The 25,771-nt window shown below is 67.9% G+C and carries 24 protein-coding genes and 1 pseudogene; 10 read left to right on the forward strand and 15 right to left on the reverse strand.

Features of this window, described 5'->3' with window-relative positions; genetic code table 11:
* From ACRC20_RS05450 to rpmF, 7 genes and pseudogenes are all read right to left on the reverse strand, one after another.
* Positions 1-230 (reverse strand): annotated as a pseudogene (locus tag ACRC20_RS05450) (MspA family porin); the annotation flags it as partial.
* 98 nt (positions 231-328) lie between these two features.
* On the reverse strand, positions 329-988 hold the full coding sequence (locus ACRC20_RS05455; protein ID WP_438685335.1) for an MspA family porin: 660 nt from the start codon (positions 986-988) through the stop codon (positions 329-331).
* Positions 989-1,499: 511 nt separating this feature from the next.
* Positions 1,500-2,051: a MogA/MoaB family molybdenum cofactor biosynthesis protein gene (locus ACRC20_RS05460; protein WP_438685336.1), complete on the reverse strand. Its 552-nt coding sequence runs from the start codon at positions 2,049-2,051 to the stop codon at positions 1,500-1,502.
* Positions 2,051-3,475 carry a S1C family serine protease gene (locus ACRC20_RS05465; protein WP_438685337.1) on the reverse strand — a complete coding sequence of 475 codons (1,425 nt, stop codon included), beginning with the start codon at positions 3,473-3,475 and terminating at the stop codon, positions 2,051-2,053. The genes ACRC20_RS05460 and ACRC20_RS05465 overlap by 1 nt, the downstream gene beginning before the upstream one ends.
* 119 nt (positions 3,476-3,594) lie before the next feature.
* The gene (locus tag ACRC20_RS05470) at positions 3,595-4,989 is read right to left on the reverse strand and encodes a sensor histidine kinase (protein ID WP_438685338.1); all 1,395 of its coding nucleotides are present in this window, start codon (positions 4,987-4,989) and stop codon (positions 3,595-3,597) included.
* 166 nt (positions 4,990-5,155) lie between these two features.
* Complete coding sequence (locus ACRC20_RS05475) at positions 5,156-5,842, reverse strand: response regulator transcription factor (RefSeq protein WP_438685339.1); 687 nt, start codon at positions 5,840-5,842, stop codon at positions 5,156-5,158.
* Between the two features lie 103 nt (positions 5,843-5,945).
* Positions 5,946-6,110, reverse strand: coding sequence for a 50S ribosomal protein L32 (rpmF, locus tag ACRC20_RS05480; protein WP_438685340.1), 165 nt, complete (start codon positions 6,108-6,110; stop codon positions 5,946-5,948).
* Between the two features lie 306 nt (positions 6,111-6,416).
* Here rpmF and rpmB point away from each other — a divergent pair, with 306 nt between their 5' ends.
* The 8 genes from rpmB (at position 6,417) to ACRC20_RS05520 (ending at position 12,530) form a co-directional block, all read left to right on the forward strand.
* Positions 6,417-6,653, forward strand: coding sequence for a 50S ribosomal protein L28 (rpmB, locus tag ACRC20_RS05485; protein WP_438685341.1), 237 nt, complete (start codon positions 6,417-6,419; stop codon positions 6,651-6,653).
* 29 nt (positions 6,654-6,682) lie between these two features.
* Complete coding sequence (rpmG, locus tag ACRC20_RS05490) at positions 6,683-6,847, forward strand: 50S ribosomal protein L33 (RefSeq protein ID WP_007468344.1); 165 nt, start codon at positions 6,683-6,685, stop codon at positions 6,845-6,847.
* A gap of 6 nt (positions 6,848-6,853) precedes the next feature.
* The gene (gene rpsN / locus ACRC20_RS05495; protein WP_438685342.1) at positions 6,854-7,159 is read left to right on the forward strand and encodes a 30S ribosomal protein S14; all 306 of its coding nucleotides are present in this window, start codon (positions 6,854-6,856) and stop codon (positions 7,157-7,159) included.
* A gap of 56 nt (positions 7,160-7,215) precedes the next feature.
* Positions 7,216-7,470 carry a 30S ribosomal protein S18 gene (gene rpsR, locus ACRC20_RS05500; protein WP_438685343.1) on the forward strand — a complete coding sequence of 85 codons (255 nt, stop codon included), beginning with the start codon at positions 7,216-7,218 and terminating at the stop codon, positions 7,468-7,470.
* Positions 7,471-7,656: 186 nt separating this feature from the next.
* Positions 7,657-8,835, forward strand: a complete 1,179-nt coding sequence (locus ACRC20_RS05505; protein ID WP_438685344.1) for a diaminopimelate decarboxylase family protein — start codon at positions 7,657-7,659, stop codon at positions 8,833-8,835.
* Between the two features lie 106 nt (positions 8,836-8,941).
* Positions 8,942-10,327, forward strand: a complete 1,386-nt coding sequence (locus ACRC20_RS05510) for a hypothetical protein (protein ID WP_438685345.1) — start codon at positions 8,942-8,944, stop codon at positions 10,325-10,327.
* A gap of 42 nt (positions 10,328-10,369) precedes the next feature.
* Positions 10,370-11,062 carry a DUF1707 SHOCT-like domain-containing protein gene (locus tag ACRC20_RS05515; RefSeq protein WP_438685346.1) on the forward strand — a complete coding sequence of 231 codons (693 nt, stop codon included), beginning with the start codon at positions 10,370-10,372 and terminating at the stop codon, positions 11,060-11,062.
* 178 nt (positions 11,063-11,240) lie between these two features.
* Positions 11,241-12,530: a phthiocerol/phthiodiolone dimycocerosyl transferase family protein gene (locus ACRC20_RS05520; RefSeq protein WP_438685417.1), complete on the forward strand. Its 1,290-nt coding sequence runs from the start codon at positions 11,241-11,243 to the stop codon at positions 12,528-12,530.
* Between the two features lie 26 nt (positions 12,531-12,556).
* Here ACRC20_RS05520 and ACRC20_RS05525 read toward each other — a convergent pair whose 3' ends face one another.
* The 5 genes from ACRC20_RS05525 to ACRC20_RS05545 all read right to left on the reverse strand — a co-directional run bounded on the left by ACRC20_RS05525 (position 12,557) and on the right by ACRC20_RS05545 (position 18,397).
* Complete coding sequence (locus tag ACRC20_RS05525; protein ID WP_438685347.1) at positions 12,557-13,534, reverse strand: CHAP domain-containing protein; 978 nt, start codon at positions 13,532-13,534, stop codon at positions 12,557-12,559.
* A gap of 19 nt (positions 13,535-13,553) precedes the next feature.
* Positions 13,554-14,582 carry a hypothetical protein gene (locus ACRC20_RS05530; protein ID WP_438685348.1) on the reverse strand — a complete coding sequence of 343 codons (1,029 nt, stop codon included), beginning with the start codon at positions 14,580-14,582 and terminating at the stop codon, positions 13,554-13,556.
* Positions 14,583-14,631: 49 nt separating this feature from the next.
* Entirely contained in the window at positions 14,632-15,729 is a 1,098-nt protein-coding gene (locus ACRC20_RS05535) for a hypothetical protein (RefSeq protein WP_438685349.1), read from the reverse strand.
* A 255-nt stretch (positions 15,730-15,984) separates the two neighbouring features.
* The gene (locus tag ACRC20_RS05540) at positions 15,985-16,920 is read right to left on the reverse strand and encodes an oxidoreductase (RefSeq protein WP_438685350.1); all 936 of its coding nucleotides are present in this window, start codon (positions 16,918-16,920) and stop codon (positions 15,985-15,987) included.
* A 112-nt stretch (positions 16,921-17,032) separates the two neighbouring features.
* Positions 17,033-18,397, reverse strand: coding sequence for an oxygenase MpaB family protein (locus tag ACRC20_RS05545; protein WP_438685351.1), 1,365 nt, complete (start codon positions 18,395-18,397; stop codon positions 17,033-17,035).
* Positions 18,398-18,647: 250 nt separating this feature from the next.
* On the opposite strand from ACRC20_RS05545, the gene ACRC20_RS05550 reads away from it, so the two are divergent.
* Together ACRC20_RS05550 and ACRC20_RS05555 are read left to right on the forward strand one after the other, a co-directional pair.
* Positions 18,648-20,048 carry a cytochrome P450 gene (locus tag ACRC20_RS05550; protein WP_438685352.1) on the forward strand — a complete coding sequence of 467 codons (1,401 nt, stop codon included), beginning with the start codon at positions 18,648-18,650 and terminating at the stop codon, positions 20,046-20,048.
* A gap of 25 nt (positions 20,049-20,073) precedes the next feature.
* Positions 20,074-21,744, forward strand: a complete 1,671-nt coding sequence (locus tag ACRC20_RS05555) for an FAD-dependent oxidoreductase (protein WP_438685353.1) — start codon at positions 20,074-20,076, stop codon at positions 21,742-21,744.
* Here ACRC20_RS05555 and ACRC20_RS05560 read toward each other — a convergent pair.
* The 3 genes from ACRC20_RS05560 to ACRC20_RS05570 form a co-directional block, all read right to left on the reverse strand.
* Positions 21,738-22,394 (reverse strand): TetR/AcrR family transcriptional regulator, encoded by a 657-nt coding sequence (locus ACRC20_RS05560; protein WP_438685354.1) that lies wholly within the window; start codon positions 22,392-22,394, stop codon positions 21,738-21,740. The genes ACRC20_RS05555 and ACRC20_RS05560 overlap by 7 nt on opposite strands.
* Positions 22,395-22,485: 91 nt before the next feature.
* The gene (locus ACRC20_RS05565; RefSeq protein WP_438685355.1) at positions 22,486-23,979 is read right to left on the reverse strand and encodes an aldehyde dehydrogenase family protein; all 1,494 of its coding nucleotides are present in this window, start codon (positions 23,977-23,979) and stop codon (positions 22,486-22,488) included.
* Positions 23,976-25,727 carry an AMP-binding protein gene (locus tag ACRC20_RS05570; RefSeq protein WP_438685356.1) on the reverse strand — a complete coding sequence of 584 codons (1,752 nt, stop codon included), beginning with the start codon at positions 25,725-25,727 and terminating at the stop codon, positions 23,976-23,978. The genes ACRC20_RS05565 and ACRC20_RS05570 overlap by 4 nt, the downstream gene beginning before the upstream one ends.
* Between the last annotated feature and the right edge of the window lie 44 nt (positions 25,728-25,771).

Here is a 25,771-nt window from a genome sequence, read left to right on the forward strand (position 1 = left end):
GTCTGCACCGCCACCATCGCAGGCGAAACAATCGCATACTGATCCCGCACCGACAACGTCACCGCCGTCCCATCCGGCAACGTCTGCGTCAACGAATCATCCGGCAGATCCACCGTCGTATCCGCAAACGCAACACCCGACGATGAGAGCAATGCGCCCCAAACGCTCACACCTGCGGTGAGCCCGGCCAGTGCTCGGCGCGCGCGGCGCGCCTGCTTTCCGCTTCCCATAAGTTCCAGTCTCCTTCTTCTCCCGTGAATGTTTCAGGTCGTTGTGATGGATTCGGTCCCCGTGGCCGACAGGGCCCGAAGACAGATGCCCGGTTGGGTCAGCCCATGTTGAACGGCGTGCCGTACACCGTGTTCAACACGAAGAAGTTGCTCGGAACCTGCACGATCGCATACGCGCGCGCCGCAGCGTAGCCGCCGCAGAGCTGGATGCCGAGGCCAAGGTCGGTGTACTGCAGGTAGTACTCGCCCGCGCCCAACGTGTCTCGGTAGGCGAGCTCGACGCGCGACACCTGGCCGGGGGTGAGCGGGACCGTGAGGGTGCCGCCGATGCCGATGCCCAGTCCGTTGAGCGTTCCGCCCAGGCCGAGCCCGGCGCTGAGGCCCTGGATGTTCACCTGGCAGCCGATGTCGTAGCCGCTGCGGATGATGATGCCGTACTGGTTGTAGTTGTTCGTGAGCTCGAGCGGGCTCTTTCCGTCAACGGCCGGCCCCGAGATCCGCGCGTAGACCGTGCCGCTCGTCCACGCCGTGCGGCCCGCCCCGTTGGCCGAAAGGTCCTGCGACACCAGCACATGGTTGTCGTAGAACTTCAGATCCACGTACGTGCCCTCGTCATTTGTGACACTGCGCTCCGCGTCGTCCAGGTCGTACCAGACATCCGCGCTGGCCAGCTTCGCGTCGAAGACGCCCCAGCTGAGCGCAAGCACGCCCGCCGCGAACACTGTCGCGTACCGGCGGACGCGTTCTAGAGCTTTCATAGACCTGATTCTCCTCAAATCACACTGGTGGATTGACAGTTTTCGGCTGTTCTCAGCAGTTGCGTTAGCCAGTGGCCCCCACACCTTGCGGTGGCCTTGGTGACGTTTATTCCTTTGTGTGCCGTCACGTTATCAAATTGTGATCCACATGAGGCGACTGGGCCCCCGGCTTTTTGCCACCAGACCTTCTGGCGAAGCATCGTCAACGCCATTCCCAATCGCTTTCGCGTGGACCGACCAACCGCCCCGACGGCTTCGGGCAAGGCCTCGACTCCCGTCAAGTTCGGTCTCGTCGTCACTAGAGCATCTCTGATCTAGCAATCCGATAGTTGCACACCCGGCCCGGCTCGGGAAGGCGTTAACAAGGCATTTACAGTAAAATGGAACACAAAGAAAATGTAAAGTGGGATGTGTCACATAGGTAATCCACAGTTTACGCGGAACTTGGGCAATTCATCCAATGTAAAGAAAAAAATCGACCCCAAGGGGTCGATTTTTATTCATCTAGAGTTCAATCGTCCAGCACGGAGAGTTGATGGATCACGTTGCCTGCCAAGGGGACCAAGGTCGCCATTCCATCCCGGATCGCCGCCCGCGTCGCGGCCAAGTTCACCACGAGCGTGCTGCCGGACACCCCCGCCACCCCCCGAGAGATGCCCGCTTCGACCGATCCGGCAGAAAGCCCCGAGGCGCGCAGCGCCTGCTCGATGCCCGGCAGCTGCAAATCGATGAGGTCGAGCGTCGCCTCAGGCGTCACATCCCGGTCGGACACCCCCACGCCGCCGACCGAGACCACGAGATCGACACCGCCGATCACCGCGGTGTTGAGCGCGTTGCGGATGTCTGCCATATCGGCCGGGACCACAACGATCGCGTCGACGTGGAACCCGCCCTCGTCCAAAAGTTCTTTCACCAACGCGCCGAGCCGGTCCCCCGGGTTCCCGGCCGCGGCCTGATCGTCCACCACCACGACTAATGCTCGGCCGATCGCCTTTGACACATGCACCACAGCTGACACCGTAGCCGAGAGCTCCGAGGCCGGGCCCTTTGGGTTCTGCGACATCATGCCGCGCCAAGCGTGACCGGCACAGTGCGCTCCGCCCCGCCCGAGCCGCCCTCGGTGTAGGTGATTTGGATCTTCTCACCAGGGTCGTGCGCCCGGACTGCGGCGACCAGTGCCACCGTGCCGTCGACAGGGTGTCCGTCGACCTTCGTGATCACCGAGCCGACCGCGATGCCTGCCGCCTCGGCGGCGCTGCCCGTGTTGACGCTGAGCACGCTGACCCCGTGGACCGAGGCGGAGGAGTCGGTTCCTTGGACCTGGACTCCCAGCGAGGCATGCGTCGCTTTGCCGTTCTGCAGCAACTGGTCGGAGACATGCTTCGCCAAGTCGATCGGGATGGCGAAGCCGAGCCCGATCGAGCCGGACTGGCCCTGCCGGTCGCCGAGCGTGTAGATCATGAAGTTGATCCCCACCACTTCTCCCTGCAGGTTCACCAATGCGCCGCCGGAATTGCCTGGGTTGATGGACGCGTCGGTCTGAATCGCCTCCAACGCGCTCGTCCGCGCGCTGCCTTCCTCGCCGCCTGCCGCGACCGGACGCTGCAGAGCGCTCACGATCCCCCGCGTGACTGTGCCTTCCAAGCCCATCGGCGAACCGATGGCGACCACGTCCTGGCCGACGACGAGTCGCGCCGAGGAGCCGAGCCTCGCCGCGGGGAGGTCCGTTTTGCCTTTCGCCTGGATCACCGCGAGATCGGTGTCCGGATCGGTCGCCACAACAGCGGCGGGCAGCGTGGTGCCGTCGTGCAGATGCACCTGCATCACGGCTCCGCCGCTCGAAGCGTCCGCGACGACGTGGTTGTTCGTGAGGATCTTTCCGTCCGAGCTGAGGATCACGCCCGAGCCGGTGATGTGGCCGTCGGGAACGGTCACCTCGATCTGGACCACTTCGGGCTGCACCTGGGCCGCCACTTCCGCGACCGTCATCGGGCGGCCGTTGGAAGCCGCAGGAAGCCCCTTCTTGCCAAGCGGGCCCGAGTCGGTCCCGGTGGAGGACACCGAATGGGAGCCGCCCCGGTGGTCGAGGGCGTACACGATGCCCGCGCCGCCGACGGCTCCCGCGCCAGTGGCGAAGAGCGCCACCAGAGCGGTCAATCCCAGAGCCCGGCCCACTCGGCCGCGAGCCTTGGCCTGCGCGTGCGGGAAAGCGTGGGTCGCGGCGTGCGGGGCCGCTGCCGCGTGGTGCGCGGCCCACGGGGCGAAAGCCGCCTGCGCCTGCTGCGGGGCGGGCTGCTCAGGAGCCGTGGGCGACTGATGCCCGTGTCGCGACCATATCCAATGCTCCGAGTGCGGTTGCGCGGATTGCGGGGACTGGACGGGCCCGGGCAAGGGCGCGGTCGCCTCCGGCGCGCCCATGGCTTCGTGCTGGGACTGCGGGCCGTCCTGCTGGGGCTGGGAATCGGCGGCGCGTGGGTCTTCGCTCATCTCACTCGTCTCATGTCCGTTGCTGCGATTGGTCTTGCCGACAATGATGGAGTCCCAGGCTAAGCGTCAGCTAAGAGCCAGCCTAGCGGGATCCTGAGAAGTTAGCCAGCAGCTTCAACCTATTCGTGACCTGGGGGCCCGCCGGAGGAATCGAGCGTCTGGCCGCCGGGGAAGAACATCCGGACCCTGGCCCCGCCGCTCGGCGACGATTCTGCCGACACGCTCCCCCCGTGCCGGGCCATGACCTGTTGGACGATCGCGAGCCCGAGCCCGGATCCCGGCATCGACCGAGCGGATGTGGCCCGGTAGAAACGCTCGAAGACGAGCGTCCTGTCCTCTTCCGGTATGCCGGGCCCTTCGTCGGAGACGGACAGCTCGGCCGTTCCCGGCGAGACTTCGCCAAGGCGCACCTCGACCTTCCCGCCGGGCGGGCTCCATTTCGCCGCGTTGTCGAGCACATTGAGCACGCCTCGGGCCACGCTCGCCGGATCGCCGCGCAGGAACCAGCGCGAGATCTGGACGTCGAATTCCACATCGCCTCGTCGGCGGCGGACCCGTTCCACACAATTGTCGACGACCTCGGCGAGGTCCACATGCCCTTCGGCCGCCTCCGGCGCGTCTTCTCGCGCGAGGTCCACCAAATCCGCGACCAGGGTGGAGAACTCCTCGATCTGGGCCAGCACATCGGCGCGCAAGTCGGCCATGTCTTTCTCCGACATGGCCGCGGCCCCCGTTTGCGAAGCCGCGATGAGCAGCTCCAAGTTCGTCCGCAGGGAGGTGAGCGGAGTGCGCAGCTCGTGCCCCGCGTCCTCGACGAGACGTTTTTGCCGGAACCGCGACTCGGCGAGGGCCCGCAGCATCGCGTTGAAGCTCTCGGTGAGCCGGGCGAGCTCGTCATGCCCGCTGACCGGGATCGGGGTGAGGTCGTTGGTCCGCGCGATCCGCTCGGCGGCTGCGGTGAGCCTTCCGACCGGGGCGAGGCCGGTCGCCGCGACAGCAAGCCCCATCACGGCGGCGACGATCACGCCGCAGAAGCCGACCAGCACGGAGATCCACGCCAGCCGGTCGGTCAGCTCGTCGATCGGAGCGAGCGGGCGCGCCAGGATGAGCGTCTCCCCCTGGGGAAGCCTGTGCGCGAGCACTCGTTGCCCCCGCAAAGTCCGCAACGACTCCTCCCGCCCACCATGCGCCACGTCCCGCTCCGCAGAGCCGAACGGGACCTGGCCGAATTCGAACGCCTGCCCGTCCGCCCGCACCAACATCACATTGAACGCCTCGTCTCCGACAATCGGGGCCTCCGCCGACTGCAAGACTGCCCGAGTTTGGTCGACCGAGCCGATCATGAGCGCCTCGCGGGCCCGGAGCTGCTCGTCCACGTTGTCGTAGAGAGCCCGGCTCACGACGATATATGCCGTGACAGTGAGCACGACCACGGCCGCAGCCACCAACGAGGCCGAGAGGACGGCGAGCCTCGCCCGCAACGTGACATTGCGCTTGCGCCACGGGGCCGTCATAACTCACCTCTTCTCATCCGGACCTCTCCTACACAGGATTCCTGGGGAATCCCGTGTGGATGAGATCCGAGGCGCACCGCGACGACGTGTACGAAAGAGCGAGGAACGAGCGCGGTACACGAGGAGCGGAGCAACAAAGGAGATCGCCGCACGGACCCCAGGACATCTAAGGAGGGGTTTCTCGCAGTACGTACCCCACGCCCCGCACAGTGTGGATCAACCTGTTCTCGCCGTCGGCCTCCGTCTTCCGCCGGAGGTAGCCGATGTAGACCTCGAGCGCGTTGCCGGAGGTCGGGAAGTCGTAGCCCCAGACTTCCTCGAGCAGACGGGTGCGGGTGAGCACCCGCCTCGGGTTCTCCATGAGCATTTCGAGCAGAGCGAACTCGGTGCGGGTCAGGCTGATCTCGCGCTCGCCTCGGCGCACGTCGCGCGTGGCCGGGTCCAGGCTGAGGTCGAGGAAGGCCAATGCCTCCGCGCCAGGCTCCAGCTGCGGGGTGCGCCTGCGCAGCAGCGCCCGCACACGGGCGAGGAGCTCTTCGAGCGCGAATGGCTTCGGCAAATAGTCGTCCGCCCCGGCGTCGAGGCCCGCGACCCGCTCGGAGACGGTGTCTCGCGCGGTGAGCACCAGGATGGGCAGGTCGTCGCCAGCTCCGCGCAGCCTGCGGCACACCTCCAGCCCGTCGAGGCCCGGCATCATCACGTCGAGCACCATCGCGTCCGGGCGGTCCTCAAGGACTTGCGACAACGCCTCCAGCCCGTTCTCGGCTGTTCGGACCGAGTAACCGTTGAACGACAGCGACCGCCGCAAGGAGTCGCGCACAGCGCGGTCGTCATCGACCACCAGGATGTCCATGATCGACAGTCTGCCTATCTGAGCTGAGACGAAACTAAGAAGTCAGAGAACGGCCGAGAATCCCCGCGTCGCGCGGGGCTTCTCGGCCGTTCTCTGAGAGCAATTAAACTTCGACGTAACCGAGGTGCACGGCCTTGACCAGGCGACGGGGGACGCGCAGATCCTGGCCCGCGACGCGGACGGTCACCAGGTCGACGGCGGTGGCCTTCCACTGGGAGCGGCGGGTGCGAGTGTTGGAGCGCGACTTGCGGCGCTTGGGAACAGCCATCTCTTCGGATCCTCTTTGTCGGTTTTTCTCGTGTCGTTTGGTTTCGTGTCGCGCGCCGTCAAGCGCGCGTTCATGCTGTTGGCGGGCATCTTCGCCGGTTCCGCTCCCCTGCCTGGGAGCGTGTCGGAGCCGGCTGAATTGCCCTCGCCTGCCGTTACAGGGTACAGTACTCCCAGCACATTCACGAATCCGAGCTGAGACATGCCCTCAGCCCGGAGGCAGGGGATGTCCTGAACAGGCGAAATGATACGCCACCGGCGATCACCCCCGTCGACACGAGCTTGAACTTTGAAGGAGCACTGACGCATGTCTGCACATTGCCAGGTCACTGGCCGCCAGCCGGGATTCGGTATGGCGGTGTCGCACTCCCATCGTCGGACCAACCGCCGATGGAACCCGAACATCCAGCGCCGCCGTTACTTCCTGCCCAGCGAGGGCCGGACGATCACGCTCAACGTGTCGACCAAAGGGATCAAGACCATCGACCGCAAGGGCATTGAGACCGTGGTGGCCGAGCTTCGCGCCAAAGGCCTGAAGGTCTAGGGCCGGACGAGGATTAGGGAGACAACACCATGGCCAAAAACGAGGTCCGTCCGATCATCAAACTGAAGTCCACCGCCGGGACCGGGTACACCTACGTCACCCGGAAGAACCGGCGGAACGACCCTGACCGGATCGTGCTCAAGAAGTACGACCCGGTCGCCCGCAAGCACGTCGAGTTTCGAGAGGAGCGCTGACCGCACATGGCGAGCAGAGCCAAGATCGTGAAGAATGAGAAGCGCGCCGAGATCGTCGCGCGTTACGCCGAGCGCCGCGCGGAGCTCAAGGAGATCCTCCGCAACCCGCAGAGCACGGACGAGGCCCGCGACGAGGCGCAAGCCGCGCTGCGCAAGCTTCCCCGCGACTCCAGCCCGGTCCGGCTGCGCAACCGCGACGCCTCCGACGGCCGCCCCCGCGCGTTCCTGCGCAAGTTCGGCCTCTCCCGTGTCCGGATGCGCGAGCTCGCGCACCGGGGCGAGCTGCCCGGCGTCCACAAGTCCAGCTGGTAGACCAGCGAGCTGTCGCTGACTGACTATTCCCACGTAGAGAAACGAAAGAGCAAAGCATGGCCCGCAAGCCTCCTGTGAAGAAGTCTTCCCGGATTGCTGAGATCCGCAAGCCGAAGAAGAACCCGTTGAAAGCCCAAGGCGTGGAGCACGTGGACTACAAGGACACGAACCTGCTCCGCACGTTCATCTCCGAGCGCGGCAAGATCCGCTCTCGCCGTGTCACCGGCCTCACCCCGCGCCAGCAGCGCGATGTGGCCGTCGCGGTGAAGAACGCTCGCGAGATGGCGCTGCTGCCGTTCACCAACAAGTGAGCTGCAGCCGCCTCCGGCGGCAAACCGCGTGAAGGAGCCCTCCCGTTCGGGAGGGCTCCTTCATTTTTGCCTCTTGCGCCCTCGCCCGGAGACGGCCCCGAACGCCGCGTCAAGATCCCTGCGCGCGACATCAATATCTCGTCAACGCGGCGCACGAGAGGTTCGCGGGGGCGTATGAATGTCCACGTGACTCTGCTTGAGCTCTGCCCGTCGCTCCGGGCCGCCGCCCGCCCCCGATTCGACTACGACGTCTGGCCTGCCACTCTGCGCTGCGACGAGGACGGCAGGCCGGTCGTCGGCGGCTGCGGGCTGACCGATCTCGCCGACCAGTTCGGCACCCCCTGCGACGTCGTCGACGAGTCGGAGGTCCGGGCACACGCCAAGGCCTACCGCGCCGCCCTCCCCCGAGGCGAGATCGCCTATTCCAGCCGGGCATTGCTGACTCCTGCGATCGCCGGATGGCTCGCGGAGGAAGGGCTTTCGCTCGATATTTGCTCCGCCGACGAGCTCGAAACCGCCGTGCGAGGCGGTTTCCCTGCTTCGCGGATCATCGCGGGCGGGGCCGTCAAGACCAGGGAGGAGCTCGCCGCCGCGCTCGCCGCAGGGGTGGGCCGGATCAGCGTCGACACCTTCGAGGAGCTCGCCTGGCTGGCCTCCCGCGTCGACCGCCCGCAACAGATCCTCCTGCGGGTCGGCCTCTCGGACGAGCTCGAACAGGCCTTCGGCTTCCCGCTGTCGGGCGGGGCCGAGGAGGCATGGCTGCGCGCCGCGCGCCACCAGCATCTGCGCGTGGTCGGGCTGCACTGCCATGTCGGCTCGGGCTCGCACGAGCAGGCGCTCGCCGCGCTGACCGGATTCCAGGACCGCATGCGCGCCGCGCACGGCCTCGTCGCGAGCCAGATCAATCTCGGCGGCGGCGTTTCTGTGGAGAAGGCGCGGGCGCTCGCGGAGACGAGCGCTTCCTTGCCGCTGCCCGCTCTCGTCGCGAGACCGAATCTCGTCGTCGAGCCCGGGCAGGGCGTCGTCGGCCAAGCAGGGGTTCGATTGGTCCGAGTCATGGCGAAGAACACCGGCTCGGGCAGCGAGCCCTCCGTGCACGTCGACGGCCCGCTGCCGGTCGTCGGGGCGGATGTGCGCGAAGTCCGGCTGATCAACCGGCACTCTCTCGCCGCCGACGTCCCCACGCGGCTGCTCTCCCGGCCCCGCAGCGAGCATCACGCCCCTGCCGACTCCGCCTTCGTGCCGCTCCCCCAGGACCTGCGAGCGGGCGACCTGCTCGCCCTCCCCGGAGTCGGCGCCTACGCCCACACCCGCGCGGCAGGCGCGCTCGTCGCCGTGCGCGACGGCCTGGCGACGAGGATGTAGCGCCGGGACCGGCGGGCTGCGCGGGGGAACTCCCCGTTCCCCGAAGCTCATCGACACGTCACGTGCCATTCACCCGACGAGCGACGGGATCGGACAGGATGCCCGTATGACTGCAATACCCGAACGGCTCCGCACGCTGCCCGCCGCCCTGCCCGCCGCTTTGCTGCTGATGACGCAGCTCCCCGCGCCGCCTGCCGCATGGGCCGCGGGCACGCCGACGGTGACGATCTCCTCGGCGCTGCCCGGAGCGATCGGCGACCCGACCAACCCCTCGGTGCTCGCCGAAGTGCACGACAGCAACACCCCGGAGGGCAGCCTCGTGCTCCGCGCGACCAGCTCCTCCAACCCCGCCGTCGCCCCGGTGAGCTCGGTGTCCTTCTCCGGCTCCGGATCCAAACGGTATGTCTCGGTCAACCCGGTCGGCGTCGGCTACGCGGACATCACCATCGAAGTCTCCGACCCGAGCGGCGACAAGTCCACCGACACGCTGCACTACGCCGCGTCCGCAGCCTCGAACACCCCCGCCACCACCCGCTACTACACCGGCTCCTCCGACGCGTCCGGAGTCGTCGACGCGGGCGGCGGATACGTGCTGGTCGCGGACGACGAGAACAACGTCGTCCGGCTCTACCAGGACTCCACCTCCGGCCCCCCTGCCGCCGAGTTCAACTTCTCCTCGCAGCTCGGGACGAGCAGCGAGATCGACTTCGAGACGATGACCAGGGTCGGCGACCGGCTCTACCTCACCGGATCCATGGGCAATTCCTCCTCCGGGACGGTCAAGCCCGAGCACAGCAGGTTGGTCGCACTGCAAGTCTCGGGGAGCGGGGCGAGCACCGTCGTCTCCTGGGTCGGCCGTTACGACAACCTGCGCGCCGACCTGGTCAACTGGGACCACACCGGGGCGCACGGCCTCGGCGCGGACCATTTCGGCCTGCAGGCGTCCTCGGCAGGGGGCACAATCCCCAAGGAAGAAGCCGGGTTCAACGTCGAGGGCATGGAGATCGCGACGGACGGGCAGACCGCGTATGTGGCGTTCCGCGCCCCGCTGCAACTGCCGAACGCCCGCAGCCAGGCTCTGGTCGCGCCGGTGACCAACGCGACAGCGCTGGCCGCAGGCACCGCGAGCGCCGCGGCCTTCGGCCCGCCGCTGCTGTGGAACCTCGGCGGCAACGGAGTCCGCGACATCCGGCGCAATGCCGCAGGCCAATACCTGATCATCGCCGGGCCCGCGCCCGCGACCCCCGCCTTCTCGCTCTACACCTGGAGCGGCAACCCTGCCGACCAGCCGGTGAAAAACATCGACCTGCCCGGCAACGCCGGAGCCTGGGAGGCGATCGTCGCTGTCCCGTCCCCGCTCGGCCCCGGAGCCTCGGTCCGGCTCGTGGCCGACGACGGCGCCTTCGTCTTCTACGGCGACTCAACCGCGGCGAAGGACTTGCCGCGCGGCGGGTGGAAGAAATCTCGGACGGATATTTTCACGCTGAACTGAGCGCTCCTGGAAAAACCCGCTGGCCAGCGGTACCCTGGGGGGATGACTGACGGCCAGAGGCAACCCGAGCATCCGGCACGGGCCTGGCCGTTTCCCGAAGTGCTCGCCCAGCTGCGCCCCGCGCCGCCCGTCTACCGCGCGTCGGACATGGACCGGGAGCATGTGACCCAGCTGCTCGGCAGAGCAGTGGGCACCGGCCAGATCGACATCCACGAGTTCGAGCGGCGCACGAAAGCCGTCTACGCCGCGAAAACACATGTCGAGCTGGAAGCCGTCATTCGCGACCTGAGCGTCCACTCCCTCGGCGCCCCGCTCGCAGTGGTCCCCGGCTCCGGCCCCAAGCTGGTCACCCTGTTCGGCGTGTTCGGCGGATTCCGCAGGCGCGGGCCGTGGGTGGTGCCGCAAACGCTCAACGTGTTCGTCTTCTTCGGCGGCGGTTTCCTCGATCTGCGGGAAGCCTCGTTCGTCTGCCCCGACGCGCGGATCAACGTCTGGTCGCTGTTCGGCCGGACGAAAGTCATCGTCCCCCATGAGCTCGACCTGCGCGTCGAGGGGATCGAGATGATCGGCGAGTTCGAAGACAAAGCGAGCGGCCCGGGCACGAGAGCACCAGGCGAGTGCGAACGCCCCAAAATCGTGGTCAACGGCCTCTCGGTGCTGAGCGGCGTGCACGTCGAGCGCCCGTACGGCAAGGGCAAGGCGATCCTCAAGAGGATCCTCAAGTACGGGCGCTGACCGAGCGCGCCAGCCAGGCTCGCCGAAGCATCGCGCCGCACGACGCGAAACCTGACGCACCTCCGTCGGATTGACGGATTCTCTGAAGTACTCGCGTCTGAATCGTTGGCGCTCTTTAGAATCCTGTGCTGTGCTGGCAAGCTCTCGGAGAGGAACACCGGACGTCATGAGATCTGCTTTGAGCGCCCCGATCGGCCCGACCACGCCCCTCGGGGCCTGGCGAATGCTCTCGGCTGCCGAATCGGAGCTGAACCATCTGCGCAGGTACACGACTATCTGGTATATGGCCAGGCTGCACGGGGAGCTCGACGTCGACGCGTTGGCCACTGCCGCCACGACATTGCAGCAGAAATACCCCGACCTCGCTTCGAGGGTCGAGCCCGTCGGTCGCGGCTTCAGGGTCGTCGCCGAACGGGCGAACGGCTCCGTCGTGTCGCAGCAGGCCGAGCCGCTCCACGATTTCGCGGCGCTGCCGGTGCTCTCGCAGGGCGACGGCACCCTTTCGATCCGGATCCACCCGGGCGAGGCAGGCAATGTCGTCGCGTTCGGGGTCGACCACTCCATCGCGGACGCGCGCTTGAGCTACGCCTATTTCTGCGAGCTGTGGGAGATCTACACCCAGATCGTGTCCACCGGCTCGATTCCCCGCGTCGCGCCCCAGCCCGCTCCCGACGCTCCCGAGACTGCGATGGCCAAGCGCGGCGTCCGCGAGACCCCGCTCCCGGAGAAACCGTGGCTCGCCCCGACCTCGTGGGGCGGCAAGCAGCAGTCCGAGATTTCCGGCGCCCCCGGAACCGTCCTCGGCTGGCAGCACTGTTTCGATCCTGAGGCTTCTGCCGCGCTGCTCGCCGCGGCCCGGCGACGCGAAACGACCGTCAATACCCTGCTCACAGGAGTGATTGCACTCGCGGAGCGCGCTCTGTTCCCCGGCCCCGACAATGCTGCGGTGAACCTGGGCTTCGAGTCGCTCGTGGACTACCGCGGGCATTTGACCCCGCCCGCCAAGCTCGCCGAGATCGCCAACGGCATCATGATCTCCCGCAGCCAGGTGCGCGTCCGAGCGGACGACGACCCTGTTCGGATCGGGCGCGAGGTCACCCGCCAGATCAAAGACGACCTCCGCAGCGGGTTCCTCGCACAAAGCGTGCGCCATATCGCCGACGTGCTCCTGACCGGACGGTTCGGCCCGTTCATCAGGATCACCAACCCAGGAGTCTTGCCCGCTCCTCCCCTGCCGGAGAGCCTCGTCATGCACGGTCTCGACGCCTTCCTCACCACAGCGCAGACACCACGGCCCACCGCCCCGGACGGCTCGGCCCTGCCACATGCCTCCCGGTACGAGGTGTACTCCTTCGCGGGCGAGCTCTCCATCTTCTGCAAATTCCCCACCGGGTCCCTCGCCCCCGAGCAGGTCGCCTCCCTTCGCGCGAACGTGGTCGGCGGGATCGAAGCGCTCGCGACGGGCTAGAACGCGTTCTCCGCCCCGGCCTCTGGTCAGCCCGGCGGGACGAGGTAGACGATGTTGCCGTAGGGATTGCCGTAGCTGACGCGCTGCGTCCCGTCGCCGTTGATGTTGTTCGAGCCGATGAGCGTGACATGGCCGCCGTTGTTGCTCGCGACGAGCTCGGTGTGCTGGCTCCCGTTGATGATCGCGACCGCGCCGGGCGGCGGGTTGCTGCTGACATGCCAGCCCTGGGCCTGCAGCCGGGCAGAGAGGTCCGCGACGCCGTTGGTGTGCCAATCGATCTGGCCGGACTGCCGCAGGACGGCCGAGACGAAGTTCGCGCAGCAGATATCGCTGGGGATGCCGGGGTCCATCCCGATGCCCGCGCCCTTGAGGTCGGAGGCATTGCGGCCGAGGTAGCCCTTCGCGACGTCGGCGGCAGGGCCAGAAGGCCCGCCGCCGGGGGCCGCGCCGCCCGTCTCGGCCTGGCCGCCCGCCTCCTGCTGCCCGTCCTTCTGCTGTTGCGCCGCTTTGCCCGCGACTTCCTCGATGGCCTTGCGCGCCTGGTCGGCGGCGCTCCTGTCCGCCGCGTCCCACGCGTTCACCGCGTCGACGACGCGGGACTGGAGCTCCTTCGCGTCGGAGACCATCCGCATCGTCGGGCGCGCGGGCCGGTCCGGGCGAAGGCTCCAGTCGTCGTTGACCCCGTACCCCAAGGACTCGGCCAGCTGCAGAGTCGACCGCACGTTGTTCGTGGCGCTGCTCATCTCGCTCGCGGCGTTCGCCAAGCCCGACTGGATCCTCGACAGATTGTCCAGCTCGCGGTGCAGGTCCGCCGTCTTCGCGACGACGAGCTCCCGTGTCGTGTCGCCGAGCTGGCCCAACAGCAGCGAGTCCACCGTCCGCTGCGCGCCCTCGATCTGCGCCACAGCGCCGCCGAGCTGGCCCGAAAGCGACCCGACAGACTGCACGGCCTGTTCCAGGACGACTGGCCGCATCTCGTCGAATTGCGATTTCGTCGGTCTCATTCTCCCTCTTCTCCTCTCGTCATACGCTCTGCGCCTGGCCTGCGGACGTGCCGCGCTGCCCGAGGCCCTGTTGCTCGAAATAGTGCGCCGCCTGGGCGTACGGATCCATCATGGTCTGGGCGTCCGCACGGACCCCCGTCTCGTGCGGGAAGAGGCCGACCGAGCCCTGGCCGCTCGAAAGCCACGGCGAGCCGTCCGGCCTTTTGTCCGCGTACTGCAGCGACTCCGGGTAGTCGGCGCTCCCGGAGTTGTGCAGGCCGCTCTCGTGCAGCGCCGCTTGCAACGCGGACTGGACGCCCGCCTCGTTCACGCCCAGCTCCTTGCCCGCTGCGATGATGGCCTTCGCGTTCTTCGCCTGTTCCGGGGACAGCTTCACCTCGCGCCCGTCCGGGCCCATGATCGACATCGCGCCGCCGCCCTGGCCGTCGTCCGGTTGTGCCGCGTCCTTGGCCCCGGCCTGCTGGTCCTCGCCCGAAGGCTTTTCTTCGCCCTTGCCGCTTCCTTCGCCGTCCGCCTTGCCAGCAGATCCGGGCTGCGATCCCGAGCCTGATCCGCCGCCCGAGTCCCCGCTGCCGGACCCGCTTCCAGAACCTCCGCCCGAGCCGTTCCCGGACCCGCTGTCAGAGCCGCCGCCAGAACCACTCCCGCCAGAGGAGCCGTCGCCCCCGCCGCCGGAGTCGCCTCCGCCCGAAGCCGCAGGCCCGCCGCCCTGCGCGGGCGCGTCTTGCGCCAGGCCGTCCGCCGCGTTCTGATCCTGCTGCGCGAGCTGGTCAAGCGCGCCGAGGAGCTTCCCCGCCAGATCGTCAAGCCAGCGCCCTTGGTCTTGCAACGCCTTTTTCAACGTCTCGTCGACGTTCGCCACGCCCTTCTCGACATCGGTGCCCGGCAGTCCCGAAGACACCGCGTCGGCGATAGCGGTGCTCGCCCGCAACCCCGTTATCGCGTCGCCCGACGCGCGGAACTGCGTCGCGGCGGCACGCAATGCGTCCAAATCCCCGATCGAGAGTTTCCCCGGCTGGCCGCCAGAGCCAACGCCACTGTTCGTCATCTGTCCCTTTCCCTCTGTTCCCTCTGTCTGACCGCTGGAGGCTCCATGCTCATCGCGCCCTCGACGCTTTGGCGCTATGGGCGGCGAGCATCGCGCGGGTGGCCGGAAGGTCCTCGCCGACGCACACATGCTCGTACGCGAGCTCGGCGAGATCGTTCTTGCCGAGCGGCACGTCGTCGAGCCGCGAGCGCAAGAGGATCGCGACGATGGCGCAGGCCCTGGCCGCGTAGAAGGGCCAGGCGTAGTCGAAGCCCGCGCTCAGCGTCATGGCCTGGGCCATCGTCGGCGCCGCCGAGTACAGGTCGAGCAGGCCGAGCCGGGAGTCCGGCACCCGCCGAGACCGGGCCTGAGCGGAGAGGCGAGCCCCCTCCTGCCAGGCGAGCGCAACGCCCCGCGCGTCTGTTCTGCCCGCCCGGAGCGCCTCCAGCACGCTTGCAAGCTGGGGGCTCTGCCTGTGGAACGCGCACAGCCGGGCGGCGTCCAACGCCAAATCCAACCCTGCGGCCCAGCGCTCTTGGACTGGGATTCCCGCAATGACCGCCTCGGTCTCCCCGCCGTCGACGGCGGCGATCCGCGTCGCCGCCCTTGCCGCCGCGTCCACCGCCACCGCGCCCGCGACAGGCCCCGTCGCGCAAAGCATGCCCTGCAACTGCGCCACAGCTTCCCCCACCGGGCGGCTGCCGACCAGGCAGACCAGTTTGAGCTCCGGGCTCGACGCGCGCAGCGCGAGGCAGTGGTCGGCGAGCGTCCGCGCCGGGTTGTCCAGGCCCAGCCACGGGCCGAGCTCGCCGTCGGGAACGGCAGGCCCGAAAACATGCCGCAGCCGCAGGTCCCACCGCAGGCCCGGCGGCAAGAAACCAGCGCCCTCGTTGCTCACCGCGTAGAAACGGGTCACGCCCCCGTCTTCGTACCCGCTGACGGCCCAGTCGATCCCCGGGCACGACCGCGATTGCGCGACCAGGTCGGCCACCATGGCCGTCGCCGTTCGAGCCGCGTCCGCGCGGGAGAGCCCGGTCGAGTCAGAAGCCCGCTGCGGCTTCGTGACGGGAGCGGGCTTCGGGCGCTCGCTGGTCCGCTTGATTTTCTCCTCGTCGTCGAAATATCCCCAACGCCGCCGATCCGAGTACGCGTACCAGTCGCTTTTCATGCGCTACGCCGCCCCGACGGCGAGAAGGAGCTGTGGGGAGAACCGCGCCATGCGGGGCATGGACGACACGCACAAGGGCATAACAAAACACATGACGACCTCCTCCCAGGACTCCGCCTTCCAAACTCCACAAAACTACTGTTCAGTGGGCTGCCCACAATGTATCCCGGGGGTGCTGATCCGTCAACCCTTCCGCGAAGAGGCACAGTCCTAGAAGAGCCGCCGCCTCACCGCGCGAGGCGGCGGCCGTCAGGCTCAGAACTGGTACGTCACGCCGGTCAGCTTCTCCGAGACCTCCCAGAGCCGGTCTTGCGTCTCGCGGTCGCGCGCGCGGCGGACCGTCTTGGTCAGCGCCGGGGCGCCCCGGTAGTTGAGGAAGCCGTCGGGGCCGTAGTAGTCCCCTGCCTTCGTCTCCCGGTCCGTGGCCGCCCGCAGCTGCGGGAGCGCGCCCTGCTCGGCGGTGTTGAACAGGCGCTTCGTTCCGATCTCCCAGCCCACGCGCCGCTCGAACGAGCGCAGATGCCTGCCAAGCTCGGTGTACGCGATCCCTGGATGGGCGATGACGGAGACGGTGTGCGCGCCCGCCGCTTTCAGCCGCCTGCTCAGCGAGAGGGCGAAGAGCTGGTTCGCGAGCTTGGACTGCCCGTACGAGAAGGCACGGCTGTACCGGCGCTCCCAATGCAGATCGTCGAATCGGAAGCCGCCGATCGGGGCGATCTCCCGTGCCGCGACGCTGGAGACGGAGACGACCCGCGAGCCCTCCACCGGCAGGAGCTTGTCGAGCAGCAGGCCGGTGAACGCGAAATGCCCGAGATGGTTCACCCCGATCTGCAGCTCGAACCCGTCCTCGGTGACCTGCCGTTTCGGCGGCACCATCACTCCGGCGTTGTTGAACAGCAGGTCGATCTTCGGCAGCGTCTCCTGCAGCTCGTCGGCGGCTTTCCGCACCGAGGCGAGCGAGGCGAGGTCGAGCTGTTGGAGCACGATGTCCGCGTCCGGCTTCTGCGCCTTGATCCGGGCGAGGGCGCGCTCGCCTTTGCCCGGATCCCGCGCCGCGAGCACGACCCGCGCGCCCTTTCTCGCGAGCGCTTGCGCCACCTCGAACCCGAGGCCCGTGTTCGCGCCGACCACCACAGCCACGCGGCCTGTCTGGTCGGGGATGCCCGCTGTTGTCCAGCTCTCGCCGCTCATGCCGCCGCCGTCCGCTCCGTCGCGCCTGCCGAGACCTGTTCCCGCTGTGCCATACGGATCTCCTCGTCGTGTTCTTCGGTCGTGGGCCGTCGGGCCGCTGTCGTCCCCGGCTTCATCGCGGGCACACCCCGGCCGAAGGGCCGCCGAGAAGTTTGTCTTCCAATCCGACGCCAAGGCCGCGGCCTTCCTCGCGCCAGTCGTTGTGGTGGACCCGGCAGCCCCGGCCGATCCCGTCGCACACGTCGCAGACCTCGTCGTGGCTGTGGCCGGACCCCGCGCACTCGACACAGGGCTCCAGCTGGCGCAAGCACTTGGCGCAGGCCGCGTCGGCAGGCGTCTCGGCGACGACGTCGGCGGTGCTCAGCGAGCGCACGCTGGCGCCTTCCTCGCGGGCTTTGCGCAACGCCGCGCGCGCCGACTCGAGCGTGATGTCGTCGGGATGCACGCCCGCGCGCTCGAACGCCTCGACGGCGAACGGCGCGTACCGGTACTTCAACGGCACCCGCGCGACCCGCATCCCCTCCCTCGCCCACTTCATCGCCCAGACCAAGGCGCGGAACGTTCGGTCCAGCCCTGGCGAGGCGATGTCCTGCACCTGCATCTTCTCGCGCAGCGCAGGCTCAAGCGGGCCGACTGTCATCACGCGCACCAGCGCCTGCACGGCTGGGGCGAACACCCGGAACAGCTTGCGGTAGCGCGGGGCGACGAGCTTGTCGAACTGGCCGCCCCTTGCCGCGACGAAGTTGTAGTCCGACATCTTGTTGCGGAAGAGCTGGGTGTCGTAGACGCGCTGCCAGTACTGCTCGAACTCCGCGTAGGTCTCCGGCTGGACCCGGTCGTCCACGCCCATCAGCGAGTACCAGAGCTTGGACTCCTCGAAGATCTGCTCCTTCTCCTCCCATGTCAGCGGCTTGCGCAAAACGCCGAGGTCGCTCGCCCGGTAGATGTTCTCGAAGAACGTCGCGTGGGTGAAGTACCAGGTCTCCGCGTTCAACGCGTGATACGCGCGCCCGTTCGGCATGTCCCCTTTGATCGACTTGTGGTAGTTGCGCAGCTGGATGCCGTACTTCTTCGCCACCTCCGGCGAGGAGTACACCACCTTGTTGATGCCGATGATCGAGTTGATGCCGCGCTGCACGATGTCGCGGTAGTTCGACGAGTTCAGCAGCTGCGAATGCTCCGAGACCCCCTGCGCGGTCTGCGGGAACAAGCTCTGCAGCACGGCCGCCCGCGCGCCCGGCGCCGCCACGAAGAAGACATCGGCCAGGTACTTCCAGATGAGCGAGTCGGCCGGGATCGGGATCGGCTCCTGCGCCTTGCGGGGGATGCTGTCGTCCCCCGGCAGATCCGGGATGCAGGACCCGGCATAGAACACGTTCTTGTGCACCTGCTGGTCCTCGGCGAGGAGGTCGAGATCCTCCGAGGGCCGGGGTTCAGTGATATCGGCGTTCTTGCGCACGCCCGGAGCCGCTGTCATCTGCGATCACAATCCTCTCGTCTGCGCGGCCCGAAACCGCGCCGGTACAGATTTTTCGTTTCATCTCACGCAAATCACTGACACAGATATCATGATTTGTCTCAGCGTCACGGTACATCCTAGAATCAGACTTAGCAAGACGCGCAGGAAAGTCGCGTGTCGGCCCGAGCGCTTGCACGTCCTGACACAAGAGTGATAGCCTGTCTCGAATGATTCGAAGTGACTCGTAGCACACGTTAGGGCGGATGTAATGGACTCGCGCGAGAACGCTCTCCCCAAAATCCCCGCAGCGGGGCCGGTGAACGCGCTCCGCTTCCTCTGGGACAGCGCCCGGCTGTCGCCGGGAGAGGCGCTGGGCGGGCTGCAGCGCAGGCTCGGGGCCCCGGCCGTGCGGTGCCCGCTCCCCTTCTGCGACCTCGTGATGTGCGCCGACCCCGACCTCGCCCAGACTATCGCCCTGAACAAGGAGGAGGCGTTCTCCTCGGCGTGGGGCTGGGGCTTCACGCTCAGCCTGCTCGGGATGTTCCGGCGGTCGCTCTTGCAGATGGAGTTCGCGGAGCACCGGCACGACCGCCTGCTCATGCAGCAGGTGATGACCCCGGCGAGGCTGGCCGAATACTCGGAGCAGATCGGGCCGAAGATCCGCGCGGGGGTGCGCGAGTGCCCCACCGGGGACGACGTCGACCTGCGCAAGCTCTTCAAGCGGATCACCATGCGCGTGGCCATCGAGGTGTTCATGGGGGTCCGGCTGCCCGACGCGGAGGTGGACAAGATCGGCAAAGGCCTCGACGACATCGTCAGCGTGAATCCGGTGGCGCAGGCGCGGGCGCGGCACTACCTGCAGAAGACCCTGCTGTCCTGGGCGCGCGTCAAGCGCGCTGTCGAGACCCCGGACTTGATGTCGCAGCTCTGCCACGCCAGGGCCCTCGACGGCAAGGCGTACACCGACAAGCAGGTCATGCGCCACATGCTGTTCTTCTTGTTCGCGGCGCACGACACCACGACGATCACGATGACCAACATGGCGTACTACATCGGGCGGAACCGGCACTGGCAGGACAGGGCACGGGCGGAGGCCCTCGCGCTGCCGGAAGTCGTCGAGGTCTCCGAGCTCGACCGGATGCCCGAGCTGGACCGGATCATGAAGGAGACGCTGCGGTTCCGCACCCCGGTGCTGACGCTGCTGCGCACCACGGTCAAAAACACCACGCTCGGCGGCTACCGCGTCCCGAAATGGACCCTGTTCTCGGTGCTCACCTGGGCGCACCACACGGACCCCGAAGTATGGTCGAATCCGCGGCGCTTCGACCCCGACCGGTTCTCCCCAGAACGAGCCGAGGACAAGAGCCACCGGTGCAAGTGGATGCCCTTCGGGGCCGGGGTCCACAAATGTATCGGCATGCATTTCGCCAAACTGGAGGTCTTCACCCTCTACCACGCGCTGCTGCGCGAGTTCGCCTGGTCGGTCGACGAGAACCACGTCCTGTCGACGTTCCGCAATTCGCTCGTCTTCTCCAACGGCTTCCCCGCCAAAGTGCGCCGCCTGGACCCCGCGGTCGAGCCCGAGACGACTCCTGCCGACGACCGGGAGGTCGAATGGGGCGTGTTCCCCAACCTCGGCAACCGTCTCTTCCACAAATCACCGGCGTGATGCCCACAGCAGGGCAAGGAGAACAATGACCCATCTGATCACCCGTGCGTGCTGCAACGACGCGAGCTGCGTCGAAGTGTGTCCGGTCAACTGCATCCACCCCACCCCGGCCGAGCCGGAGTTCCTGACGGCGGAGATGCTGTACATCGATCCGGACACGTGCATCGACTGCGGGGCCTGCCTTGACGAGTGCCCCGTGTCGTCGATCGTCCGCGACGACGAGATGCGGCCCGAGGACGAGCCGTACCTCGCGATCAACGCGGACTACTACCGCGACCACGACGTCGCGGCCGGCATCTACAGCCCCAAGCACAACCTGCTGGCCGACAGCGGCGCGGGACTCCATGTGGCAGTCGTCGGCTCCGGCCCAGCCGCGTTCTACGTCGCCGAGCACGTCCTGGCGCACACGGGGGCCAAAGTCGACATGTTCGAACGGCTGCCCACCCCCTACGGGCTGATCCGGGCCGGAGTCGCCCCGGACCACCAGGACACCAAGGCAGTCCAACGAGGCTTCGAGCGGATCGCCGAGCGGGCCGAGTTCCGCTATTTCCTCAATGTCGAAGTGGGCAAGGACATCACGCACGAGGAGCTCGCCGAGCACTACAACGCCGTCGTCTACGCCACCGGCGCCTCGGAGGACAGGAAGCTCGACATCCCCGGGGAGGACCTGCGCAACACCCTCTCCGCCGCCGAAGTGGTCGCCTGGTACAACGGGCACCCGGACCAGCAGTCGCTCCCGATCGACCTGTCCGTGTCCCACGCGGTGGTCATCGGGAACGGGAACGTGGCGCTCGACGTGGCGCGCATCCTCGCCGCCGACCAAGACCGGCTCGACCGCTCGGACATCCCGGCGCATGTCGTCGCCCAGCTGCGCGGCAGCGGGATCCGCCAAATCACCGTGCTGGCGCGGCGGAGCGTCGCCGACGCGGCGTACACCAACTCGGAGTTCCTCGCCCTGTGCCAACAGGCGAACCTGAAGGTCGTGGTGCCGCAGGACGATCTTCGCCTGGCCCCCGAGACGCACGAGGCGTACGAGTCCGGCGCGCTGCACTCGACGACCGCGGCCAAGATCCGCCTGGCCGCCGAGCGCGCCGAATCAGACCCCGGCCCCCTGCCGTCCGGGACGAAGAGAGTCGTGCAGTTCCGATACCTCACGGCCCCGGTCGAGATCTTCGGGTTCGGCTCGAACTGCGCGGGCGTGCGCGTGCGGCACGGGCAATACGGCCCGAACGGCGAGCTCCGCCACGACGGCGCCGAAGAGATCATCATGGCCGGGCTTGTGATCCGAGCCGTCGGGTACCGCAGCACGCCGGTCCCCGGCCTCCCGTTCTCCGACGTGTCGGCGACCGTCCCGAACGAGCGGGGCAGGGTCGACGGCATGGAGGGGACGTATGTCGCCGGCTGGGTCAAACGAGGCCCGCGCGGCGGCATCGGCCGCAACAAGGCGTGCAGCTACGAGACCGCCGACGCGGTGCTGTCGGATTTCGCGGCAGGGCTGCTCGCCATCCCGCCCGGTTCGCCGAGCGACATCCCCGACCTGCTGCGCGGGCGAGGAGTGCGCAGGGTGGACGATCAAGGATGGCGGCGCATCGACGATGCGGAGGTCTTGGCCGGACGGGCGCGCCGAGCGCCGCGCGAGAAGTTCGTGGACATCTCCAGCATGCTCGCGGCCGCGAGCGGCTTCAAACGTCAGTAGACCATCGGGGCCAGGTGTTTGCGGACGAAAGCGGCGACCGCCTTCCGATCGCGGATGTCCACCGAGGACGAGGGCGACATGACGAAGGACATGGCCACCCGCAGCTGGAGCTCCGCCACCATCCTGAGCTCCGAGTCCGGCATCGTCGCGCCCGCCCGCCGGAGTCGCGAGGCGACTCCGTCGATCATGACGGCGACGAGGTTCTCGCTGAGGAACAGATCGGCGAGCGCCTTCTCGTGCCCGGTGCGCCGCGAGAGGCCGTGGGAGTACCCCAGCAGTTCCTTGAAGAACGGGACAGAGCTGAGCTCGCGGGTGTATTCGCAGAACGCGGTGACGACGACCTCGTGGGGCGAGAGCCCTTCGAGCATGCGGTCGAGTTTCTTCAGGCCCCATTTCCCCGCTCGGACGCTCACCGCCTGCAGCAACGAGTTCTTGTTCGGGAACCGGCGGTAGAGCGTCGCCCGGCTCACGCCCGCGCGCAGCGCGACGTCCTCCATGTTCGCCCGCTGCACCCCCGCCACGCTGAACTCGTCGTACGCGGCGTCGAGGATGGACTTCTCGACTTCCTCAAGGCCTCCGGAGTCTTGGCCGTTCGGGCGCTCCGACACTCCCGTGGCGACCGACCTCGCGCCCTTCGTGGTGTCCGGCATAGCGATCCTCAAACCTCCAGGTCAATGGCATGAATTCCATGTAGTCTACACGAGCGTCCCCGGCAATCGCCGGTTTCGGACATCGCCCCTCCTACCCGCGGTTCGTCAGGCGCAACAGCAACGTCAGGCCGTTGCCCATCCGGCGTATGCCCCGAGGGCTCAACCCGCTTCGCGTCAGCGAGAAGGGCGCGCTGTAGTGCATATTGGGGCGGGCGTGGGAGAACGTCTCGATCCCGTGCTTGCCGTGGTAGTACCCGTACCCGCTCTTGCCGACCCCGCCGAACGGCGTGCCGAGCCCAGGCAGCATGTTCAGCATGAACTCGTTGCCGTTGACCGAGCCGCTCCGCGTCTGGTCGACGAGCTGGCGCCTCCGGTCGTTCTCGGGCCCGAACCAGTACAGCGCGAGCGGAGTGTCTTTGCGGTTGATGTGCCCGATCACCTCCTCGAAATCCTCGTAGGCGTGGACGGACAGCACCGGGCCGAAGACCTCGTCGCCTTCGATCGCCATGCCGCCGTGCAGATTCGTCAGCACGGTCGGCGGGATCTTCCGCGAGCGGCGGTCCGGGAGGTTCTCCCGAGGCGGGATGGCCTGGTGGACCTTCGCTCCCTTGCTCCGGGCGTCCTCGATATGCCCCACGATCCGGTCGTAGTTCGCGTCGTTGATGATCGATGTGTAGAACCGGTTGTGCTCGATGGTCGGGAACATCGAGCGCCACTCGTCGAGCACGGCGGCGACGAACGCGGGCTCGTCCTCGCGCGGGACGAAGACGTAGTCCAGGCTCAGGCAGACCTGGCCGCTGTTGAACAGCTTGGCTGCCGCGATCCGCCGCGCGGCGCGCTCGATATTCGCGTCTCGGTCGACGACCACCGGGTTCTTGCCGCCGAGCTCGAGAGTGACCGGCACGAGGTTGTCCGCGCAATCCCGCGCCACCTCGCGCCCGACCTCCGGCGAGCCGGTGAAGAAGAACCCGTCGAACGGCAGCTTCGAGAACACGGAGCCCGGGCCGTAGTCGGCGGTGATCACGGCGAGCTCGGCCGGGTCGAAGTACTTTGCCGCCGCCTTGGCCAGCACGTCCACCGTCCGACGGGTCACCGAGGACGGGCGGACCATCACCCGGTTGCCCGCCGCGAGGGCCGCGGCGGTCGGTGCGAACGTCAGCTGCAACGGGAAGTTCCACGGCCCGGCAACGCCGACGACCCCCAGCGGGTCGTGCCGGATCTCCTCGCTCAAGCCGAACAGGCGCGTGAAACGGTGTGGCCGCTCGGCCTTCGTCCACTTCCCCACATGAGCGAGGAGCTCGGCGATCTCCGCGACCACATACCCGATGTCGCCCGCGATCGAGAGCTCCCTCGGCCGCGTCCCGAAATCGGCGTCGATAGCCTCGGCGAGCTCCTCGGCGTTCTCCCAGAGCATCGCGCCCAGCCGCTTGAGCCGGTCGCGGCGCACCGCCGTCGTCACCGCGCCCTCGCACAGGAACGCCGCCCTCTGCGCGTCGAGGATCTGTCGCAGATCGGACGCGCGCGCCGCCTTCTCCCGTGCGAGCTTCTCCTGTGCGAGGCTCTGGTCCTCGTATGTCGCTGTCATCGCGCCTCCTTGGTCGTGGCTCCGGCGCTGTCCGCGCCGCTCTTGCCCGTGGTCGCCCCGGAGCCTGCCACGGCAGACGCGAGCTCGTCGAGCGCGGACTTGGTCACCTTGCCCATCGCGGTGCGGGGCAAGTCGTCGACGAAGAGCACGTCGCGCGGAACGCGCGAGCGGGACAGCTCGGTCGAGACGAACGCCTTGACGTCCTCCGCGCTGATCGAGTCCGCCGCGCTCGGCACGATGAAGGCCCGCAGCCGCTGGCCGAAGTCGTCGTCGGGGACGGGGACGACCTTGGCGTCTTTCACCTGCGGGTGCCCGAGCAGGGCGAGCTCGACCTCCTCGGGGAAAACGTTCTCGCCGCCCGAGACGATCATCCCGTCGCTGCGGCCCACCACGAAAAGCCGCCCGAACTCGTTGAAGTAGCCGGTGTCCCCGGTCTTGAGCAGGTCTCCGATCATCTCCTTGCGCCGCCCGTCCGTGTACTGGGGAGAGACCAGCGCGCTGCCGACATAGATGTCCCCGACCATGCCTGCCGGGACCTCCTTGTCGTTCTGGAAGACCTTGACCGTGACGCCGATCGAGGGCGAGCCCGCGCATTCGGGATCGGCGACGAGGTCGCTCGGCGTGGCGATGCTGATGAACGCCGCCTCGGTCGCCCCGTAGAGGTTGTAGAGCACCGGCCCGAACTCCTGCCGGATCCCCTCGACCGAGGACGGGTCGAGCCGCGCGCCGCCCGACCCGATCATGCGGACCGAGCTGTGGTCGATCGCGGCGAGCCCGTCGTGCCCCAACGCCAGCAGCCGCTGGATCATCGTGGGCACGAGGATGATCGCCGTGCAGCGGTGCTCGCCGATGAGCTCGACGCTGCGCTTGGCGTTGAAGCCCGGCTCCAAAACCAGCTTGGCGCCTAGCCCGAGCGCCAGGCCCAAGACCAAGGCGCCCCAGCCGTGGAACAGGGGCGGCGCGAGGAAGACCGAGTCCGTCGAGCGGAACGGGAGCTTCGAGAACACGCCCGCCCCTGCCGCCAACGACGGGCGATGCCCGCCGCCGCTGCCCGCGCCGCGCTGGCTGCCCTTCGGCGCCCCGGTGCTCCCGCTGGTCAGGATGACCACTTCGGGCAGGCCTCGCGGCGGCCTCGGCGCGCGCGTCGAGGCCCGTGCGATCAGCGAGCCGAGCGTGTCGTCCCGGCGCTCCCGCGTCGAGCGGGCCGCGACCAGCTTGGCGATCTGCGGGTCCAACGCCGCGAGACGGTCTGCGAAGTTCTCGTCGTGGATGACGAGCCGGACCTTCTCGCGGGCGCAGACCTCGGCGAGCTGCTTCGCGCCCATGTCGGTGTTCATCATGACGACCCGGGCCCCGATCCCCGCCGACCCGAGGAGGCCGATCAAGGCATATCTGCTGTTGCGGGTCAGCATGGCGATGACCGGTTTGTCGCCGCGCGGGACGAGCCCGCGCAGGCCGTTGACCGCCGCAGAGCACTGTCGTCCCAGCTCCCGGTAGGTGAGCGAGCCTTCGGGGTCGACCAGCGCCACCCGGTCGCCGTGCAGCCGCCCGAGGACCGCCCCGCCCCCCGCCACACCGCTGCGCGCGAGCTCCAGCAGGACGCCGGGGACCACCTGGATCGGCGGGAAGACGCCCGACGCGCGAAGGATCCGCAGGGCCTGCCACTCCGTTTTCACGGTGTCCCACGCCTTGGCGAGACCCCGCTTCTCCCCTCGCGGGCCCGAACCGCCCAGAGCAAGTGCTTCCACGCACCTGAAACTATGATTGTGCTGCGCGTCTCTCACTGCTCGAC

Source organism: Segniliparus sp. (assembly GCF_051660745.1).
Classification (GTDB): Bacteria; Actinomycetota; Actinomycetes; order Mycobacteriales; family Mycobacteriaceae; genus Segniliparus.